This is a genomic window from Pantoea jilinensis, from assembly GCF_019104105.1.
GTDB classification, from domain to species: Bacteria; Pseudomonadota; Gammaproteobacteria; order Enterobacterales; family Enterobacteriaceae; genus Pantoea; species Pantoea eucalypti.
On the sequence record NZ_CP077746.1, the window covers coordinates 2682979 to 2702328 of the forward strand.

15 protein-coding genes are annotated in these 19350 nt (G+C 53.9%); 9 read left to right on the top strand and 6 right to left on the bottom strand.

What is annotated here, in order from left to right; translation table 11 throughout:
• Positions 1 to 79: 79 nt before the first annotated feature.
• Together KTJ90_RS12720 and KTJ90_RS12725 are read right to left on the bottom strand one after the other, a co-directional pair.
• Complete coding sequence (locus tag KTJ90_RS12720; RefSeq protein WP_039660951.1) at positions 80 to 1381, bottom strand: flippase; 1302 nt, start codon at positions 1379 to 1381, stop codon at positions 80 to 82.
• Between the two features lie 101 nt (positions 1382 to 1482).
• On the bottom strand, positions 1483 to 2463 hold the full coding sequence (locus KTJ90_RS12725) for a glycosyltransferase family 2 protein (protein ID WP_008925865.1): 981 nt from the start codon (positions 2461 to 2463) through the stop codon (positions 1483 to 1485).
• A gap of 749 nt (positions 2464 to 3212) precedes the next feature.
• Here KTJ90_RS12725 and ssuE point away from each other — a divergent pair.
• Genes ssuE through ssuB form a run of 5 tightly spaced genes read left to right on the top strand, consistent with a single transcriptional unit; the run spans position 3213 to position 7477 of the window.
• Positions 3213 to 3764, top strand: a complete 552-nt coding sequence (gene ssuE, locus KTJ90_RS12730) for an NAD(P)H-dependent FMN reductase (protein ID WP_499026521.1) — start codon at positions 3213 to 3215, stop codon at positions 3762 to 3764.
• 11 nt (positions 3765 to 3775) lie between these two features.
• Complete coding sequence (locus KTJ90_RS12735; protein WP_039660948.1) at positions 3776 to 4729, top strand: sulfonate ABC transporter substrate-binding protein; 954 nt, start codon at positions 3776 to 3778, stop codon at positions 4727 to 4729.
• A 12-nt stretch (positions 4730 to 4741) separates the two neighbouring features.
• Complete coding sequence (gene ssuD / locus KTJ90_RS12740) at positions 4742 to 5890, top strand: FMNH2-dependent alkanesulfonate monooxygenase (RefSeq protein ID WP_039660947.1); 1149 nt, start codon at positions 4742 to 4744, stop codon at positions 5888 to 5890.
• 10 nt (positions 5891 to 5900) lie between these two features.
• Positions 5901 to 6692, top strand: coding sequence for an aliphatic sulfonate ABC transporter permease SsuC (ssuC, locus tag KTJ90_RS12745; RefSeq protein WP_008925861.1), 792 nt, complete (start codon positions 5901 to 5903; stop codon positions 6690 to 6692).
• Positions 6689 to 7477, top strand: a complete 789-nt coding sequence (gene ssuB, locus KTJ90_RS12750; protein ID WP_039660944.1) for an aliphatic sulfonates ABC transporter ATP-binding protein — start codon at positions 6689 to 6691, stop codon at positions 7475 to 7477. Before ssuC ends, ssuB begins: the two co-directional genes overlap by 4 nt.
• A gap of 73 nt (positions 7478 to 7550) precedes the next feature.
• Here ssuB and pepN read toward each other — a convergent pair whose 3' ends face one another.
• Positions 7551 to 10166: an aminopeptidase N gene (pepN, locus tag KTJ90_RS12755; RefSeq protein WP_105099342.1), complete on the bottom strand. Its 2616-nt coding sequence runs from the start codon at positions 10164 to 10166 to the stop codon at positions 7551 to 7553.
• A gap of 243 nt (positions 10167 to 10409) precedes the next feature.
• Here pepN and pncB point away from each other — a divergent pair, with 243 nt between their 5' ends.
• From pncB to KTJ90_RS12775, 4 genes are all read left to right on the top strand, one after another.
• A complete protein-coding gene (gene pncB / locus KTJ90_RS12760) occupies positions 10410 to 11615 on the top strand; it encodes a nicotinate phosphoribosyltransferase (protein ID WP_008925858.1) in 1206 nt (401 codons plus the stop codon).
• 156 nt (positions 11616 to 11771) lie between these two features.
• A complete protein-coding gene (gene asnS, locus KTJ90_RS12765) occupies positions 11772 to 13172 on the top strand; it encodes an asparagine--tRNA ligase (RefSeq protein ID WP_008925857.1) in 1401 nt (466 codons plus the stop codon).
• A 299-nt stretch (positions 13173 to 13471) separates the two neighbouring features.
• Positions 13472 to 14596, top strand: coding sequence for a porin OmpF (ompF, locus tag KTJ90_RS12770; protein ID WP_039660940.1), 1125 nt, complete (start codon positions 13472 to 13474; stop codon positions 14594 to 14596).
• A gap of 233 nt (positions 14597 to 14829) precedes the next feature.
• A complete protein-coding gene (locus KTJ90_RS12775; protein WP_008925855.1) occupies positions 14830 to 16020 on the top strand; it encodes an amino acid aminotransferase in 1191 nt (396 codons plus the stop codon).
• 65 nt (positions 16021 to 16085) lie between these two features.
• Here the strand turns inward: KTJ90_RS12775 and KTJ90_RS12780 are convergent, their stop codons facing one another.
• The 3 genes from KTJ90_RS12780 to ldtD all read right to left on the bottom strand — a co-directional run bounded on the left by KTJ90_RS12780 (position 16086) and on the right by ldtD (position 19300).
• Entirely contained in the window at positions 16086 to 16715 is a 630-nt protein-coding gene (locus KTJ90_RS12780; RefSeq protein WP_110411571.1) for an MBL fold metallo-hydrolase, read from the bottom strand.
• A gap of 39 nt (positions 16716 to 16754) precedes the next feature.
• A complete protein-coding gene (mepK, locus tag KTJ90_RS12785; RefSeq protein ID WP_003849393.1) occupies positions 16755 to 17303 on the bottom strand; it encodes a peptidoglycan L,D-endopeptidase MepK in 549 nt (182 codons plus the stop codon).
• 185 nt (positions 17304 to 17488) lie between these two features.
• Positions 17489 to 19300, bottom strand: a complete 1812-nt coding sequence (ldtD, locus tag KTJ90_RS12790; protein ID WP_499024830.1) for a murein L,D-transpeptidase — start codon at positions 19298 to 19300, stop codon at positions 17489 to 17491.
• Positions 19301 to 19350: the final 50 nt, after the last annotated feature.

A 19350-nucleotide genomic window follows, 5' to 3' on the forward strand; every position in this document is an offset into this window, starting at 1 on the left:
GCCAGAATGGTAAAGTGCTCTGGCGCAAAAGTAAATCGAACTGCGGGGTGGTGGGAAGTTAACTGAAAGTCCCTTGATCTTACGCAGCGGAATCGTTTACGGGGTGATTTTCCACCTGCGAGGGGAACAGATATTCCCGGAGGATCCCGTGACGCTGCATGATGCCAAAAATACCGATGCAGACGAACGCTTCTGCCCCGACCATCGACCATGCGGCCCCGATCGCACCAAACTTCCACGCCAGGAAACAGCACAGCGGCACGTTAATCACACCCGCGGCCATCATCACCCACATACGCTGACGCGCTAAACCATGTGGAATCAGAATCTGTAATCCGGCCGGATAAGCAATGTTGCCAAACAGGAAGCAGAGCACAAAGACACGCAGCACATCCGCCGACGGAATAAAGTCCTTACCCAGTAAGATTGAAACCACCAGGTCAGCAAAGAACCAGGTAAAGATCACAATCGACAGACTCAGGGAAAACGACAGCAGCAGGCTTTTGCGCGTCGCTGCAATGGCAGCCCGTTTATCCCGGCCAAACAGATGACTGACGCGCGGGAAGAAGGCGCTGCCAATCTGCTCTGGCACAGAGTTAGCGGCTTTACGCAGACGATCCGCACCGTTATAGATACCCACCATATAGGTGGAGGTAAAGGAAGCGAGAATCACGACGTTGACGCTGTTGAACAGATTGGCACCGGCAATGGCGATAAAGACATCCATGCTGTCGGTGATGCGCTGTTTGATTTCACGGGGCTCAAAGCGATAACGGCCAATGACCTTCATCTCCAGCACAAACTTCAGCGTAATCGCTGCACTGATGATCGAGACAGTGCCAGGGATCAGGGCAGCCAGCCAGGTATCCTGCGGGGATTTCACCAGTAAAAACGTTAGCGGAATCGCACAGAAGTTCCCGAAGGTAGCGATCATTGCCGTCTTACCCAACTTCTCAAAGCCCTGCATCAGCCAGCCAAATGAAAACAACGAGCCTATCAGCGTGGTGCAGTTCGCCAGGATGATAAAGAACAACGGATGCCAGGCAGGATTGAACCAGGTCGCGGTCAGCAGCGTACCGCTGGTCACCACCAGCAGCATCAGCTTGGCGTTAAATGTTGACCAGAAAAGCTGAGTGACGCGTTCTTTGTCATCACGATGGTGAGCAATATCTTTGGTGGTAAAGACATTGAATCCCCAGTCAGAGATGGTACTGCAATAGAGCACACAGGCGATCGCCAGTGCCAGCGTACCCATCTGCTCTACACCCAGAACACGGGCAAGATAGGGCAGCGTCGCCAGCGGAAAAAGAAACGACGCACCACGATAGGCCAGCAGGGAGAAAATATTAATAATCAGACTTTTATCAAGAACTTTTGCCATGACGCAACAACCTTATACACATTGCATGTCTCACCTTCTCATTTCGCTAAGGCATAAACAATATCGCTTCACATTTTTCAGAATCAGGCTGTTTTTTGTGATCAGGCCGCGTTTTTCAACTCTTTTTTGACTTTGTAATGCTGCAGCGCAATAAACAGTTCAGGACGATTAAACAATAACCGCTCTTTAAAGCTCTCTGCTTTTACATTACGTCCCAAAAAGCGAATAGCATTCAGCACATATTCAGGAACAGGTGTTCGATTGTAGAGCGATAAATAGATCATCAGACGAAACGAGTGAACTAAATAGGCTTTTTCCAGGGTGTCACGCCATGCTGATTTAACCATCGATCCGGTTAACGTGTTGTAGGCATGCATAAAAGCGTCATAGCGCTGATGGAAAAACTCATTGCTTTTAGTACTGTTGGTCAGTGAACCGTTGCGAATACGCTGTTTATAATAGACCTGATGACTGACCCAGGCCTGCTGACTTTTCATAAAACAGGAAAGGGTAAAATTGTGGTCTTCATGAACACGTTTAACAAAGCGCAATTTATGCTGCTCAATAACGCGTTTGCTGATGACATAACTCCAGGCCGCCGAGGTATAGCTGCCATTACGCAGCAGCGCCAGCAGGACCTCCTGTGGCTTTTGCTGGCCAAAGAGTTCGTGCCTCACTTTTGGTGAAGTGATGTCAATCTGACCATCGCGGAATACACACGATTTAAAACAGAACAGGTCCGTTTCAGGATGCGTTTCCGCCACCCTGGCCAGCTCGGCCACCAGGCCGTCCGCCACGACGTCGTCCGGATCACAGAAAAAGAGAAACTGTCCCTTCGCCTGTGCAATGCCCACATCCCGGGCCTGACCGGCGCCTCCATTTTCAGTGGTAATTATTTTCACCTGAGGAAGATGCGCATAATTCTGTTCAAGTAAGGCTAATGTTCCATCGGTGGAACCATCATTCACAATGAGTATTTCATTGGGCGCTTTAACCTGACGTAATAATGAATCGACGCACTCCACAATATATTTTTCAACATTGTAAGTTGGAATAATTACAGATAATAGAGTGTCAGACATAGGCAATTCTCTGCTGTTAGAAAAAAGACAATACGCGTCACCTGCCAGATGCAGGTCCTGACCAGAGGCGAAACGTCGAAAAGAGTAATGCGCTATTATTATGATAGCTTTCATTTGGCCTGATTATCTTAAACCGGTAATGCGAATAAAGACCAGTCGTAAAAATTATCTTAACGTTTCCTGTGAAAATCACTGTTAATGAAAGTGCATCTATAGTCCGCGTAAATGTTAAAACCGTTGATGATCGATTTAAAATAGCCCGGCAAAGCAGACGTAACCATGTTCAGGAATGTGTAAGAGAACATCTGTAATAGTGAATAACTTCACCATTACTTCATTTTCATTGCAGTTTTCTTTCTGCGATTAATCTTAGCTTCAGGCAGGGGCTTCCGCAGACAGGCAGATTCTGTGCCGCTCAGAGGGGCTGTTATGCTCACCGCTTCGCTTTAACGCTGTATGACTCTCAGGAAGATTGATTAAGCAATCAGACGAAAACGATTTTTTTCAGCACCCTCTCCCGTTTTGACCATCTCGTATCAAACTCCTTAATCAATTCACCGCCTGCCGGAACCTAAATTAAGAATTATCGGAAGCTTATGCGTTCCCTTCTGCAGCGGCGTCTTCTATTTGCATTTTTCACCCTTACTTTGCCGGATAAATCATTTAAGCCCACTCCGTAGCTCTGACAGTATGAAGCCATTAGTTCTCAACTTTAGATAATCAATAACTTTTAGTTATAAGGAGTGATGATGCGCGTTATTACGCTGGCTGGCAGCCCACGATTTCCTTCCCGCTCGACTTCATTACTGACGCTGTGTCAGCACAAGCTGGAAGCGCGTGGCATTGAAGTCATTCCCTGGAATATTCACAACTTTCAGCCTGACGATCTGACCAATGCACGTTTTGATGCACCCGCACTCCTGGCCCTCCGTGAAGACCTCGCGTCTGCTGATGGCCTGATCGTGGCGACACCTGTTTATAAGGCGTCCTTTTCAGGCGCGCTGAAAACCCTGCTCGATTTGCTACCTGAACGTGCACTCGAGCACAAGGTTGTGTTGCCGCTGGCCAGCGGCGGCAGTGTCGGCCACATGCTGGCGCTGGATTACGCCCTGAAACCGGTTCTTAACGCCTTAAAGGCGCAGGAGATCCTGCACGGTGTTTATGCCGAGGACAGCCAGATTACCCACTACGATCGTCAGCCGGTTTTACAGGATTCACTGTCACAGCGTCTGGATGAAGCCGTCACTGCGTTCTGGCTGGCGCTGACCCGTCACCACCACCCCGTTGCACAAGCGGTATAAGGAAGAGTTCGATGAAGCAAATAGTTGGAAAGTGGCTGGTGGCAGGCCTTTTACTCATCGCCCCTCTGGTTCAGGCCGCCGAATCCGATCCGGCTGAGATTCGTATCGGCTATCAGAAAGGTTCAGTCAGCATGGTGCTGGCAAAATCACATCAGTTACTGGAGAAGCGTTTTCCCCATACTCAGATTAAGTGGATCGAGTTTCCGGCGGGTCCACAAATGCTGGAAGCGCTGAACATCAACAGTATTGACCTCGGCAGCACCGGTGACCTTCCGCCATTGTTTGCCCAGGCCGCTGGCGCGGATCTGCTTTATGTCGGCTCCGAGCCGCCAAAGCCCAAAGCAGAAGTGATTCTGGTCCCAAAAGAGAGTCCTCTGAAACAGGTCGCAGACCTGAAAGGGAAAAAGGTCGCGTTCCAGAAAGGCTCCAGCTCGCACAATTTACTGCTTCGCGCCTTACAGCAGGCGGGCCTGAGTTTTAAAGATATTACACCGGTTTATCTGACACCCGCCGATGCGCGCGCCGCCTTCCAGCAGGGAGATGTTGATGCCTGGGCAATCTGGGACCCCTACTACTCCTCGGTGCTGTTGCAGGGTCATTCGCGTCTGCTGACTGATGGCAGCGCACTTAATCTGACTGGCTCATTCTATTTAGCGACCCGCAGCTATGCCGAAGCCCATGGCGCCTTTATCCAGCAGGTTCTCGATACCTTTAGCGCGGCCGATGCGCTGACAATCAGCCAGCGTCAGCAGAGCACCACACTGCTGGCGCAGGCAATGGGTCTGCCTGAGCCGGTTATCGCCAGCTATCTCAGCCATCGGCCACCAACCCGGATTTCACCAGTGAGCGCTGAAACCGCTGCGGCTCAGCAGCGCACCGCTGACCTGTTCTATGCCAATCATCTGTTGCCCGTAAAAGTGACGATTCAGGATCGCATCTGGCAACCGCATACCGTAACGCAATAAGGAGCAACAATAATGAGCGTATCCATTTTCTGGTTTCTGCCGACGCATGGCGACGGCCACTATCTTGGTACTGCCGAAGGGGCGCGACCGGTTGATCACGCCTATCTGCAACAGGTGGCACAGGCCGCCGACCGCCTCGGCTTCGGTGGCGTATTAATCCCGACCGGCCGTTCATGCGAAGATGCCTGGCTGGTTGCCGCCTCGCTAATTCCGGTCACTCAGCGTCTGCGCTTCCTGGTGGCGCTGCGCCCCGGCGTGATTTCACCGACTCAGGCGGCGCGTCAGGCTGCCACTCTGGATCGGCTCTCCAATGGCCGCGCGCTGTTCAATCTGGTGACCGGCGGCGATCCGGAAGAGCTGGCGGGCGACGGTGTGTTCCTGGATCACCGTGAGCGTTACGCAGAGTCTGCCGAGTTTACCCGTGTCTGGCGTCGGGTGCTGGAAGGCGAAACCGTCGATTATGAAGGCAGGCACGTGAAGGTTCGCGGCGCGCGTCTGATGTTTAAACCGGTACAACAGCCTCGTCCTCCCCTCTGGTTCGGTGGCTCTTCTGAACCGGCCCAGGAGCTGGCGGCCGAACAGGTCGATGTTTATCTCACCTGGGGTGAGCCGCCTGCACAGGTCAAAGAGAAGATTGACCAGGTGCGCGCCAAAGCCGCTGCTCAGGGACGCACCGTACGCTTCGGCATCCGTCTGCATGTGATTGTGCGTGAAACCAATGAAGAAGCCTGGCAGGCCGCTGACCGGCTGATTGCCAATGTCGATGACGCCACTATCGCGAAAGCACAGGCAGCGTTCCAGCGGGCAGATTCTGTGGGTCAGCGCCGGATGGCCGCCCTGCACGGCGGTCGACGCGACAAGCTCGAAATCAGCCCGAACCTGTGGGCCGGCGTGGGCCTGGTGCGCAGCGGAGCCGGTACGGCGCTGGTCGGCGATGGTCCGACGGTTGCCGCACGTATCAGGGAGTATGAAGCGCTGGGCATCGAGACCTTTATCCTGTCGGGGTATCCGCATCTGGAAGAGGCGTATCGCGTTGGCGAACTGCTGTTCCCGCATCTGGATCTGCAGGTTCCCCTGGTGCCTCAGCCGCGGGTGGTTCAGGCGCACGGTGAAGCGGTCGCCAACGATTTTACCCCTGAGAAAAAAGTCGCCCGGGGCTGAGGAGAGCATGATGGCCAGAACCCGAAAACGCCTTGCTGATACGTTGCTACCCTGGCTCCTGCCAACGCTGCTGGTCGTGGTGTGGCAGATAGCCTCACAGACCGGCTGGTTATCAAACCGCATTCTGCCCGCACCGGAGAAGATCGTGACCACCTTCTGGCAGCTGACCGCCAGCGGTGAACTCTGGCAGCACCTGGCGATCAGCAGCTGGCGGGCGCTGATCGGCTTCAGCATCGGTGGATCTCTCGGCCTGCTGCTGGGCTTGATCACGGGCACCTCAAAAACCGGTGAGCGGTTGCTGGATACCTCGCTGCAGATGCTGCGTAATGTGCCGCATCTGGCACTGATCCCGCTGGTGATCCTCTGGTTCGGCATTGATGAATCCGCCAAAATCTTTCTGGTGGCGCTGGGCACGCTGTTCCCGATCTACCTGAATACTTATCATGGCATCCGCAACATTGATCGCGGGCTGGTTGAGATGGCCCGCAGCTATGGCCTCTCCGGCTGGAGCCTGTTTATTCAGGTGATCCTGCCCGGTGCGCTGCCCAATATTATGGTCGGCGTACGGTTCGCGCTGGGTCTGATGTGGCTGACGCTGATTGTCGCCGAGACTATCTCCGCCAGTTCTGGCATCGGCTATCTGGCGATGAATGCGCGTGAATTCCTGCAGACCGATGTGGTGGTGGTGGCCATTATTCTCTACGCCCTGCTCGGCAAACTGGCGGATGTCGCCGCGTTGTTACTGGAACGTGTCTGGCTGCGCTGGCATCCCGCTTACCAACTGAAGGAGGAGAACGCATGAGCCAGACTTTCTCACCGGCCCGCCTCAACACCGGTACGCCGGTTGGCGTCAACGGCGTCAGCAAACAGTATGGCAGTCGCACCATACTCAATAAGATCGACCTGCATATTCCTTCAGGTCAGTTTGTGGCGGTAGTGGGTCGCAGCGGCTGTGGCAAAAGCACTCTGCTGCGTCTGCTGGCGGGACTTGAACAGAGTTCCAGCGGTGAACTGCTGGCGGGCAATGCGCCGCTGCAGTCAGCGCGAGAAGATACCCGCCTGATGTTTCAGGATGCGCGACTGCTGCCGTGGAAAAAAGTGATCGATAACGTCGGTCTGGGCCTGCGCGGACGCGAATGGCGCAGCGCGGCAATGGATGCCCTGGCGGCGGTAGGACTGGCCGATCGGGCCAGTGAGTGGCCGGCTGCACTCTCTGGCGGTCAGAAACAGCGCGTGGCACTGGCCAGGGCGCTGATCCATCGACCGGGTTTGCTGCTGCTGGATGAACCGCTGGGCGCACTGGATGCCCTGACGCGCATTGAAATGCAGGGATTGATTGAGTCACTGTGGCAACAGCATCATTTTACTGTGTTGCTGGTCACACATGATGTCAGTGAAGCGGTGGCAATGGCGGATCGCGTGCTGTTGATTGAAGAGGGCGAGATCGGTCTGGATCTGCTGGTGGACCTGCCCCGTCCGCGGCGTCGTGGATCTGCGCGGCTGGCCGAACTGGAAGCGGAGGTACTGGATCGGGTGATGCAGCGCACGGAACGACCGCAGCCCGTCCGTTACGCGCAGCAGCGCTGAAATAAAAAACGCCTGATGCAGAGCATCAGGCGTTTTAACAGCATAGCGTGTCAACCTATGCCAGGACGGGTCATCAGGCGTTCAGTGCCCGGGTAATTTTCTCGTAAAGATCACCAGAGAGCTTATCCAGCTGCAGCAACTGCTCAAGCGCCTGGCGCATCATCGCCTGACGGTCTTCGTCATAACGTTTCAGACGAATCAGCGGTTCTACCATTCGCGCCGCGACCTGCGGATTACGGGTGTTCAGGTCGGTAAGCATCTCCACCAGGAACTTATAACCGCTGCCATCTTTCGCATGGAACGCGGCCGGGTTAGCCGAGGCAAAGGCCCCCACCAGCGAGCGAACGCGGTTCGGGTTACTCATGGTAAAGGAGCGATGAGTCAGAAGCTGACGCACATTACGCATCACGTTGGCAGCCGGACTGGTGGCCTGCAGAACAAACCATTTGTCCATCACCAGACCATCCTGATGCCAGCGCTCATCGTAGGCCGCCAGCAGCGCATCACGGCACGGCAACTGAGCCGCCACAGCCGCGGAAAGCGCCGCCAGCGCATCCGTCATGTTGGTCGCCTGGTGGTACTGCGTCTGTACCAGCTTGTCTGCCAACTGCGCATCGCTAAAGGCAAGATAGGTCAGGCAGGTATTTTTCAGGCTGCGCTGACCAATCGCATCATGCTCCACGCGGTATTCAGGCTGCTGATTGGCGTTGTAGATGGCAAAAAACTCATCGGCCAGTTCGCGGGCCAGCGTGCGTTGCAGAGCGTCACGCACCAGCGCAATCGCCTGCGGATCGATGGTATCGAACAGCTCGGCAATCTCATTTTCCGACGGCAGGGTCAGGATCAGCGCCGTCAGGGCCGGATCGCAGTCGGTATCCAGTAATACTGCACGGAAGGCGTCGGCGACATGCAGCGGCAGCGACAGATGCTGACCCTGCTGATAGCGTGCAACGTTCAGACGGATGTAGGTCGCCAGCAGGCTCTGCGCCGCATCCCAGCGGGAGAAGTCGTTGCGGGCATGGCGCATCAGGAAGGTGAGCTGCGCATCACTCCATTTATAATCGAGTTTCACTGGCGCAGAGAATTCGCGCAGCAGTGACGGCACCGGCTGGAAGTAGACGTTATCGAAAATAAAGGTCTGGAACTCTTCGGTGACATTCAGCACATGGTGCACCGGATGGCCGTTGTTCTGTAGCGGGATCACCTTGCCTTCACCGTCATAGAGTTCAATATCCAGCGGGATATGCAGGGGCAGCTTCTCTTTCTGATCGGCGGTCGCTGGCGTGTGCTGCGTGACGTGTAGCGTGTACTGCTCCAGTTCCGGATTGTAATCGTCGCGCACCGTCAGTACCGGCGTACCGGACTGGCTGTACCAGCGGCGGAACTGCGACAGATCGACGTTTGAGGCATCTTCCATCGCCTGCACAAAATCATCACAGGTGGCGGCGCTGCCGTCATGACGATCAAAGTAGAGCTTCATGCCTTTCTGGAAATTCTCTTCACCCAGCAGGGTATGCATCATACGGATCACTTCTGACCCTTTCTCATACACCGTCAGGGTGTAGAAGTTGTTCATCTCAATAACCTGATCCGGACGGATCGGGTGTGCCATTGGGCTGGCATCTTCGGCGAACTGCGCCCCACGCACGATACGCACATTATCGATGCGGTTCACGGCACGTGAACCCAGATCAGAGCTGAACTCCTGATCGCGGAACACGGTCAGTCCCTCTTTCAGGCTGAGCTGGAACCAGTCGCGGCAGGTCACGCGGTTGCCCGTCCAGTTGTGGAAATATTCGTGGCCGATAACGGCTTCAATACCCAGATAATCTTTGTCGGTCGCCGTTTCCGCTTTCGCCAGTACATATTTGGCGTTGAAGACGTTCAGGCCTTTATTCTCCATTGCGCCCATATTGAAGAAGTCCACCGCCACGATCATAAAGATGTCGAGGTCATACTCCAGGCCGAAACGCTCTTCATCCCACTTCATGCTGTTTTTCAGCGAGGTCATCGCCCAGTCGGCACGGTCGAGATTACCGCGATCGACGAAGATCTCCAGCGCCACATCACGGCCTGAACGGGTGGTAAAACTGTCACGCAACACGTCGAAATCGCCTGCCACCAGCGCAAACAGGTAACAAGGTTTCGGGAACGGATCTTCCCACTTCACCCAGCTGCGGCCCTGCTCATCCCGGCCGCTGTCAATGCGGTTACCGTTGGAGAGCAGGAATGGATAGCGTTCACCGTCGGCATAAATGGTGGTGGTAAAGCGCGCCAGCACATCCGGTCGATCGAGGTACCAGGTAATATGGCGGAAGCCTTCAGCTTCACATTGGGTGCAGAGCGCCTCGCCCGATTTGTACAACCCTTCCAGCGCGGTGTTCTGATCCGGATGAATATCATTGATGATTTTCAGGGTGAAGCTTTCCGGCAGCTGGCCGATCACCAGTGCGCCCTCTTCTTCACGGTAAGCCGTCCAGGGTTGCCCGTCGATCTCCAGCGCAATCAGCGTTAACGCTTCGCCGTCCAGTCGCAGCTCAGCCTGGCTGTCGCCCAGTCGTTTAACCTGGCTGATGGCCGTAACACGGGTGGTGGACGCATCCAGTTCAAAGGTTAAATCGATATCGGTGATGGTGTAATCAGGCGCACGATAATCGTGGCGATACTTGATTTGGGGCTGTTGCGTCATATTGCGTCTCGCGTTGTTATAAGTTTACCGGCAAAGTCTAAGCTTGTTACTACAAGCTTGCCACGCACAATGCACCTAAAAGGTGAAATGGCTACAGTTTGTTAACAAAGGCACAGATTGGCCTCGACCCACCCGACTGAAATATGCTGTGATCGGGTTCAGATAGTGAATTATACTTTCGCGTCTTTATGACTGTGTACAACACCGGGCTCTGCGCCACCGAACAGGATGCTGAAACGCGCCATGACAGGACATGCTTCCCCGATACTGACCTCGCTGCTGGATACGGACGCCTATAAGCTCCATATGCAGCAGGCCGTTTTCCACCGCTATCATGACGTAACGGTGGCGGCGGAGTTTCGCTGCCGCGGCGACGAACTGCTGGGTCTCTACGCTGACGAAATTCGTGACGCGATAACCGCTATGCAACACCTGGCGCTGACTGATGATGAAGCGACCTGGCTGTCTCACCTCCCCTTCTTCCAGCAGGATTACCTCAGCTGGTTACGCCAGTTCCGCTATAACCCGGATCAGGTTGAGGTGCGCAATCACCATGGCAAACTGGATATCCGTATTCAGGGGCCGTGGCGGGAAGTCATTATGTGGGAGGTGCCGCTGCTGGCGCTAATCAGCGAGATTGTGCATCGTCATCGCACACCGCAGGTCACCACCCAGCAGGCAATTGACCATTTACACCAGAAACTCGGCGACTTTAAGACGCAGGTAGCTGACCTGGATATGTCACGCTTCCGCCTGATGGATTTCGGCACCCGTCGTCGCTACTCGCAGGATGTGCAGCAGTCGATCGTCTCAACGCTGAAACAGGATTTCCCGTGGCTGATTGGCACCAGTAACTATGATCTGGCGCGCCGTCTGTCACTGACGCCGGTCGGGACGCAGGCACATGAGTGGTTCCAGGCCTTCCAGCAGATCAGCCCGGTCCTTGCTAATAGCCAGCGCGCGGCGCTGCAGGCGTGGCTCGATGAGTATGACGATCAACTGGGCATTGCGCTGACCGATTGTATTGCCATGGACGCCTTCCTGCGCGATTTCGGTCCGTTGTTTGCCCGTCGCTATCAGGGACTGCGCCATGACTCCGGCGATCCGGTTGAATGGGGCGAGAAAGCCCTTGCCCACTATCAGAGCCTGGGTATCGATCCGCAAAGCAAACACCTGGTCTTTTCTGACAACTTAAACCTCGACAAAGCCCTGGCGTTATACCGCCACTTTGGCCAGCGGACGAATGTTGTGTTCGGCATCGGTACCCGTCTGACCTGCGACATTCCGGGCGTAACGCCACTGAATATCGTTATTAAGCTGGTGCAGTGCAATGGTAAACCGGTGGCGAAACTCTCAGACAGCCCCGGCAAAACTATCTGTCAGGATAAAGCCTTTGTAAAAGCCCTGCGAAAAGCCTTCGATCTGCCGCTGGTGAAAAAAGCGAGTTAATCCTCTTCTTATCGGGGCGTTGATGCGCCCCGCCTCTGCTGTAATAAATCTGCATTCCCCCTGAATTTTGCTTGTTTCCTGAAGACTCGCAAGTAACATAGCAAAACCCCGGATGGGGCAACTTTTAACTCACTTCTTCTATATAGAGAGATATTTATGAGCGTAGTGCCTGTAGCGGACGTACTGCACGGTCGCGTCGCGGTTGACAGTGAAGTCACCGTACGTGGTTGGGTGCGTACCCGAAGAGATTCCAAAGCCGGTCTTTCCTTCATCGCTGTCTATGACGGCTCCTGCTTTAATCCCGTTCAGGCTGTCGTCAATAATTCTCTGAATAATTATCAGGATGAAGTGCTGCGTCTGACCACCGGCTGTTCCGTTATCGTCACCGGTAAAGTGGTGGCATCGCCGGGTCAGGGCCAGGCGTTTGAGATTCAGGCAACCAGCCTGGAAGTGGTGGGCTGGGTGGAAGATCCGGACAGCTATCCGATGGCGGCGAAACGTCACAGCATTGAGTATCTGCGTGAAGTGGCGCACCTGCGTCCACGCACCAACCTGATTGGCGCAGTGGCCCGCGTTCGCCATACCCTGGCGCAGGCACTGCATCGCTTCTTCCATGAAAATGGCTATTTCTGGGTCTCCACCCCGCTGATTACCGCCTCCGACACCGAAGGTGCAGGTGAAATGTTCCGTGTCTCTACGCTGGATATGGAAAACCTGCCGCGCAACGATCAGGGCAAAGTCGATTTCAGCGAAGATTTCTTTGGCAAAGAAGCTTTCCTGACCGTTTCCGGTCAGCTGAACGGTGAAACCTATGCCAGCGCCCTGTCGAAGATCTACACCTTTGGCCCGACGTTTCGCGCAGAGAACTCCAACACCAGCCGTCATCTGGCAGAATTCTGGATGCTGGAGCCGGAAATTGCGTTTGCGACACTGGATGATGCCGCCGCACTGGCCGAGTCAATGCTGAAGTATGTGTTCAATGCGGTGCTGGAAGAGCGCGCCGATGACATGGCCTTCTTCGCTGAGCGCGTCGATAAAGAAGCTGTAGAACGCCTCCAGCGTTTCATTACCACTGATTTTGCCCAGGTCGACTACACCGACGCGGTTGAAATCCTGATGAATTGCGGTCAGACCTTCGAAAACCCGGTTTCCTGGGGAATCGACCTCTCTTCTGAGCATGAGCGTTACCTGGCAGAGAAACATTTTAAAGCGCCAGTGGTGGTGAAAAACTATCCGAAAGACATTAAAGCGTTCTATATGCGTCTGAACGACGATGGCAAAACCGTGGCGGCAATGGATGTCCTGGCGCCTGGCATTGGTGAGATCATCGGTGGTTCACAGCGTGAAGAGCGTCTGGATGTGCTGGATGCACGACTCGAAGAGATGGGTCTGAATAAAGAAGATTACTGGTGGTATCGTGATCTGCGTCGCTACGGTACCGTGCCACATTCTGGATTTGGTTTGGGCTTTGAACGTTTAATCGCCTATGTCACTGGCGTACAAAATGTAAGGGATGTTATCCCCTTCCCGCGCACGCCACGCAACGCGAGTTTCTGATTTCGGCATTAAATATAAGAAATTCATATATATAACGAGGTCGGCACTGCCGGCCTTTTTTTATTTTTGTAAATTTTGAGTTCACTCACAAAGTTCCGTGTTTTTTACATTTTGTAATACATATTTTCCTGCTGAAACAAGATTACGAGTTTAGTAGCATTTAAGCGCTAGAATTACGGCGGGTGGGATGGAAAGATGCGTGCAGACACAGGAAGACACCAAACTTCGTTAAGGGTTCTGTAAAGATTTCCTGACGGCAGTGGCAGGTGTACAAATAACTCCAATGAGGGTAATGAATAATGATGAAGCGCAATATTCTTGCAGTGGTTATCCCTGCTCTGTTAGCCGCCAGCGCAGCAAATGCTGCAGAAATCTATAACAAAGACGGCAACAAACTGGACCTGTACGGTAAAGCTGTTGGCCTGCATTATTTTTCTGATAACGATGGCTCAGATGGCGACGGCAACAACGGCGACAAATCTTACGTTCGTTTCGGCTTTAAAGGCGAAACCCAGATTAATGACCAGCTGACCGGTTACGGCCAGTGGGAATACAACATTCAGGCGAATAACTCTGAAGGTTCTGACGCACAAAACGGCAACAAAACCCGTCTGGGCTTTGCCGGTCTGAAATTCGGCGACGCTGGCTCAATCGACTACGGCCGTAACTACGGTGTGGTTTATGATGCAATCGGCTGGACCGATATGCTGCCAGAGTTCGGTGGCGACTCAGGATACTCAGATAACTTCATGAACGGTCGTAGCACCGGCCTGCTGACCTACCGCAACACCAACTTCTTTGGTCTGGTAGATGGCTGGGACTTCGCACTTCAGTATCAGGGTAAAAACGAGCGTACCGACACGCGTCGTGCTAACGGCGACGGCTGGGGCGCATCAACCAGCTATACCTCACCAATCGGTGTTGGTGTTGTTGGCGCATACAGCAGCAGCGATCGCACAAACTCTCAGGCAGACGGCACTACCGATATCAATGGTAACGTTGTTGGCCAGGGCAAACGTGCTGAAAACTGGGCAACTGCTCTGAAATATGATGCAAATAATGTTTACCTGGCAGCGATGTACGGTGAAACCCGTAACTCTACACCAATCTCTGTTGTGACTGGTCTGAACAACACCACCAGCGCTGCTTCTGCTAACAAAGCACAGAACATTGAACTGGTTGCACAGTATCAGTTCGACTTCGGTCTGCGCCCATCCATTGCTTATGTTCAGTCTAAAGGCAAGGATATCGAAGGCGTTGGCGATGCTGACCTGATTAAATACATCGACGTTGGCGCGACTTACTACTTCAACAAAAACATGTCTACCTACGTGGATTATCAGATCAACCAGCTGGATGACAATAACGCGCTGGGTCTGAACACCGATGACACTGTAGCAGTAGGCCTGGTTTACCAGTTCTAATCCTGCTTCAGACGCGTTAAAAAACGGGGCCTCGGCCCCGTTTTTTTATGGCTGTCATTCCTGAAATCTGCCCGACACTCCGCTTTTTACTTCGCCTGAAATTCAGCTTCTCCTCGTCGTGAAATGAACACGGTAAAATTGATGATTTTGTCTCGCAAACGGTTGGCATTTCCCTGGCCGGACGTTAACCTGACAGCTCTTTCCGCTAACGTTCACGCTAATGGACCTGACACATGTTTGAATCGATCTCTGCTGCACCCGCCGATCCTATTCTTGGGCTGGCCGATCTGTTTCGTGCTGATGACCGCCCTGAAAAAATCAATCTGGGTATCGGCGTCTACAAAGACGAAACCGGCAAGACCCCGGTGCTGACCAGTGTTAAAAAAGCTGAGCAATACCTGCTGGAAAACGAAACCACCAAAAACTATCTGAGCATTGATGGCCTGGCTGATTTCGCCCGCTGCACACAGGTCCTGCTGTTCGGTAATCAAAGCCCGCTGATCACGGCAGGCCGCGCCCGTACGGCGCAGACGCCAGGTGGCACTGGTGCGTTACGTGTGGCAGCAGATTTCCTCGCGACGCAGACCTCCGTGAAGCGGGTCTGGATCAGCAATCCGAGCTGGCCTAACCACAACAACGTGTTTAATGCGGCCGGTCTTGAAGTCTGTGAATACCACTATTATGACGCGGCAAACCATACGCTGGATTTTGAAGGCATGCTGACGTCGCTGCAGCAGGTTCAGCCAGGTGATGTGGTGCTGTTCCACGGCTGCTGCCATAACCCGACCGGTATTGACCCAACCGCTGAGCAGTGGCAACAGCTGGCGGAATTGTCACAGGCCAATGGGTGGCTGCCGTTGTTTGACTTCGCCTACCAGGGCTTTGCCCGTGGTCTGGATGAAGATGCAGAAGGCCTGCGCATTTTTGCCGCCTCGCATCAGGAACTGATCGTCGCCAGCTCCTACTCCAAGAACTTTGGTCTGTATAACGAGCGTGTCGGTGCCATCACCGTGGTGGCGGCTGAAGCCAGCGTGGCAGATACGGCGTTCAGTCAGGTGAAATACACCATCCGCGCTAACTACTCCAATCCGCCGGCGCATGGTGCCGCTATCGTCGCCACTATTCTGGGCAACGATACACTGCGAACCATCTGGGAGCAGGAGCTGTCAGATATGCGCCAGCGCATTCAGCGCATGCGTCAGCTGTTTGTGAACACCCTTGCAGAGAAAGGCGCTCAGCGTGACTTCAGCTTTATTATTAAGCAAAACGGTATGTTCTCGTTCAGTGGCTTAACCAAAGACCAGGTAATTCGCCTGCGTGAAGAGTTCGGTGTCTATGCCGTTAACTCAGGCCGGGTGAATGTGGCAGGCATGACGCCAGACAATATGTCGGCACTGTGCGAAGCGATTGTCGCGGTGCTGTAACGCTGACGACGAAACAAAAATGGGCCTGATGGCCCATTTTTTATTGCAGGAAAGATCGCTGATTTTTACTGCAGAAAAGGGTTACTCACGCGCTCATGTCCCAGCGTAGAAATCGGACCGTGACCGGGCAGAAACGTCACATCATCGCCCAGCGGCAGTAATTTTGTGCGGATAGCATTGATAAGCTGCTGATGATCGCCCTGCGGGAAGTCTGTGCGTCCCACCCCGCCATTAAAGATAACGTCGCCTGAAATCAGCAATCGTCCCTGACGGTCAAAGAAGACCACGTGGCCAGGTGAATGTCCCGGACAGTGCAGGACTTCGAGCGTGGTCAACCCGACCTGAACGCTCTCCCCCTCTTCCAGCCAGCGATCGGGGGTAAAAGGTGCGCACTCGTCCAGGCCGAACATCCGGCTCTGGGTAGGCAGCGCTTCCAGCCAGAAAGCATCGCGCTTTTGCGGGCCGATAATCGGAATCTGCCAGAAGGCAGCCAGTTCAACGGCAGCCCCGACGTGATCAAGATGTCCATGCGTCAGCAGAATCTGAGCAGGTTTAAGTCCGAGTTGTTCCAGCGTTTGTTTGACAAGTTCGGCATCGCCGCCGGGATCGACCAGCGCGGCTTCGCGCGTGGAGTCGCACCAGATCACTGAGCAGTTCTGGGCAAACGCTGTAACAGGAATAATGTGGTAATTCATAACGCTCCATGACCGGCTCACGCAGCGTTGCCGGTGTCGTTACCAGTGCCTGATCGGCCCGGTATCAATATGTACAAAGTTACTGCGGGGATAATATCCTACACCACCTGCGCGCAGAGATAACGCCGCTTTGCGTACATTGGCGAGCGAAACGCCTTCGATATGAAAATCCATCGCCTGACCCTTGGTGTGATAGCTGTGCTTTGCCACACCTGGACCACTCTCACGTAGCATGTTGTTGGTTGCCAGTGAGCGATAGCCGGACACCAGCTGAATCGGTTTACGCATACCCAGCAGCGCCTGCAGGCGAAAAATCTGATCAAACAGGTGCGGATCGATGCTTTTCACTTTATTGGCGCGATAGTCCCGGAAAAAGTGATTTAATCGTGACAACTCATCCTTGTCGTAACTCTTACCATTAAAAAACTCAGTTTTAAGGGTTTCACCGGTGTGAAGATTATTAAGCATCAATACACGCGGACGAGACGTAGAAAGCGAGGCCCTTGCGGAAGCAGGCAATAAAGCCAGTCCGGCGGCGGCACTACCACACAGCAGTAGTTTGCGACGAGAAGAATCAATAGTAGACATGTAACGATTTACCTGAGAATGAAGCCCGAGAAATGTGCAAAAAGCGCACAGGCCGAACCATAACTTTCTCTCAGAGAAGCGTCAACCCATCTGCCCATGGTTTGTGAGGCGATCCCCGGAGGGATCGCCATTTGAAAATATTAGTGTAAATGACCGGGACGCTGCTAACGATTTAAAATCAATCACTAGAGCAGTAACTGCTCAGCCCGACTGAGAGCCTGACTGCCCGAACGGGCGGTGTCATCATAATTGTAAATATCTGTGCGGAACTGGGGTATGCCATCATCAGCGACCCACGCCGTAAGATAATAGAGATTCACTGGAATGCGATGGCGAATCGGAACATAGCGGGTGTCGCCCTCTTTTAACGTGCTGGAAATACGCGCATCGTTCCAGCCCGCGTCCTGCAGTAATAATCCCGCCAGTTCAGATGCTTTATTCACCCGGACACAGCCGGAGCTGAGCGCGCGGATATCACGCTGGAACAGATTATGGTTTGGCGTGTCATGCAGGTAGATCGCATCTGAGCTTGGCATATTAAATTTATAACGGCCCAGCGCATTCGCCTCCCCCGGTGCCTGAATCAGGCGATAAGGGAATGATGAGGCGGTGACCATACGCCAGTCGATCATGCTGGGATCAATCACTTCAGCGTCAGCACTCCAGCCCGACAGCAGGGTATAACCATGCTTGTAAAGATAGGTCGGATCCAGTTTCACTTTTGGAATAATATCTTTTCGCACCAGTGTTGTTGGCACATTCCACGGCGGATTCAGCACCACATTATTGAGTGCGCTGCGCATCAACGGCGTTTTACGGTCCGGACGTCCGACGATGACGCGTGATGAGAGGATCTTATTGCCATTGTTGTAGTAAATCAGCGAGTAGTTGGCGATGTTCACCATGATGCCGTTATGCATATCGTCCGGCAGCAGGCGGAGACGCTGAATGTTCAGCGCGAGTAACGACGCACGCATCTGCGGAGAGACGTTAAGCCACTGACGGGTTCTGGCACCGATAGCCCCATCACCATCCAGTCCCTGCCACTGCTGGAAACGCTTCACCGCCGCCACCAGCGTCTCATCATAAATATTGGCGGTATTTCCTTCCAGCGTCTGACTCTGTACGTTACCCGGTGATTGTGGTGATGGGGTGAGCAGATTGCTGACTGGCGCGGCAGAAGGACTGACTGCAACAGGCTGATCGCTGTGCGTTACTGGCGAGGCGGCAACGGGTACCGCATCGTCATTGGGTGTCGGCGCGTTAACCTGCGCCGTTAACATGCCGCTGCGCTGCAAAATTTCGCGTAGCGCAGGCACGTCATCACTGACCTGGCCCGGACGCAGTGTTTCACTGCTTTTCAGCTGCGGCCAGGGCTGCTTATCGCTAAGCAGGGTGATAAGCGCAGCATGCATGGGCTGATACTGTGGATGCTGCGGCTGTAAGGAGGCAATAAATGCATTGTCAGAACCGGCATTGACCGCATTCTGCCACTGATTAACCACCGCCACGGAGGGCTGGGTCAGCCTGTAGGGAATATTGCTGTAGAGCCAGGTTTCACCCTGCGTCGGCACATTCGACACAAATTGCAGATAACCCAGCATCGCATCAGACAACGCAATATCCCGGGCAAAGCCGGTAATGGCGGGGTTGGTCAGACGCTCAATCCAGCGCGTGAACTGCGGCTGAACGCCAGACAGCGCCACTTCTGCCAGCTGCTGCTGAAATTTTTGCACCGCCTGAGGATCCTGCCAGAGCGGTTGCATATGACGGGATGCATAAAGCGTTGCCAGCGGTCCCAGATAAAATGGCTGGTCGGCGCTGGAGAACGCCTGCCGAATGCGCTGCTGACTGTCGGATACGGAGATGGCCGCCTGGCTAGTTCCAGGCAAAGCGGCGATGACAGCAGCCTGCGGTAGCGTAAATGGAACAACGGATAGCGCCAGCGCCAGCAATGATACAACGCGATGATGATGTAATTTTTTTACCCGCAACATCCCTGCCTCCTTATTTTTCAACTTCGCAGCGTTCCCTGTATCCGCTGCGA

Coding starts and splice junctions, on each gene's coding strand:
- asnS (WP_008925857.1), top strand. CDS start 11,772: ATGAGCGTAGTGCCTGTAGCGGACGTACTGCACGGTCGCGTCGCGGTT.
- KTJ90_RS12735 (WP_039660948.1), top strand. CDS start 3,776: ATGAAGCAAATAGTTGGAAAGTGGCTGGTGGCAGGCCTTTTACTCATC.
- ssuB (WP_039660944.1), top strand. CDS start 6,689: ATGAGCCAGACTTTCTCACCGGCCCGCCTCAACACCGGTACGCCGGTT.
- KTJ90_RS12780 (WP_110411571.1), bottom strand. CDS start 16,715: ATGAATTACCACATTATTCCTGTTACAGCGTTTGCCCAGAACTGCTCA.
- KTJ90_RS12720 (WP_039660951.1), bottom strand. CDS start 1,381: ATGGCAAAAGTTCTTGATAAAAGTCTGATTATTAATATTTTCTCCCTG.
- pncB (WP_008925858.1), top strand. CDS start 10,410: ATGACAGGACATGCTTCCCCGATACTGACCTCGCTGCTGGATACGGAC.
- ssuD (WP_039660947.1), top strand. CDS start 4,742: ATGAGCGTATCCATTTTCTGGTTTCTGCCGACGCATGGCGACGGCCAC.
- ssuC (WP_008925861.1), top strand. CDS start 5,901: ATGGCCAGAACCCGAAAACGCCTTGCTGATACGTTGCTACCCTGGCTC.
- mepK (WP_003849393.1), bottom strand. CDS start 17,303: ATGTCTACTATTGATTCTTCTCGTCGCAAACTACTGCTGTGTGGTAGT.
- KTJ90_RS12775 (WP_008925855.1), top strand. CDS start 14,830: ATGTTTGAATCGATCTCTGCTGCACCCGCCGATCCTATTCTTGGGCTG.
- ldtD (WP_499024830.1), bottom strand. CDS start 19,300: ATGTTGCGGGTAAAAAAATTACATCATCATCGCGTTGTATCATTGCTG.
- ompF (WP_039660940.1), top strand. CDS start 13,472: ATGATGAAGCGCAATATTCTTGCAGTGGTTATCCCTGCTCTGTTAGCC.
- KTJ90_RS12725 (WP_008925865.1), bottom strand. CDS start 2,463: ATGTCTGACACTCTATTATCTGTAATTATTCCAACTTACAATGTTGAA.
- pepN (WP_105099342.1), bottom strand. CDS start 10,166: ATGACGCAACAGCCCCAAATCAAGTATCGCCACGATTATCGTGCGCCT.
- ssuE (WP_499026521.1), top strand. CDS start 3,213: ATGCGCGTTATTACGCTGGCTGGCAGCCCACGATTTCCTTCCCGCTCG.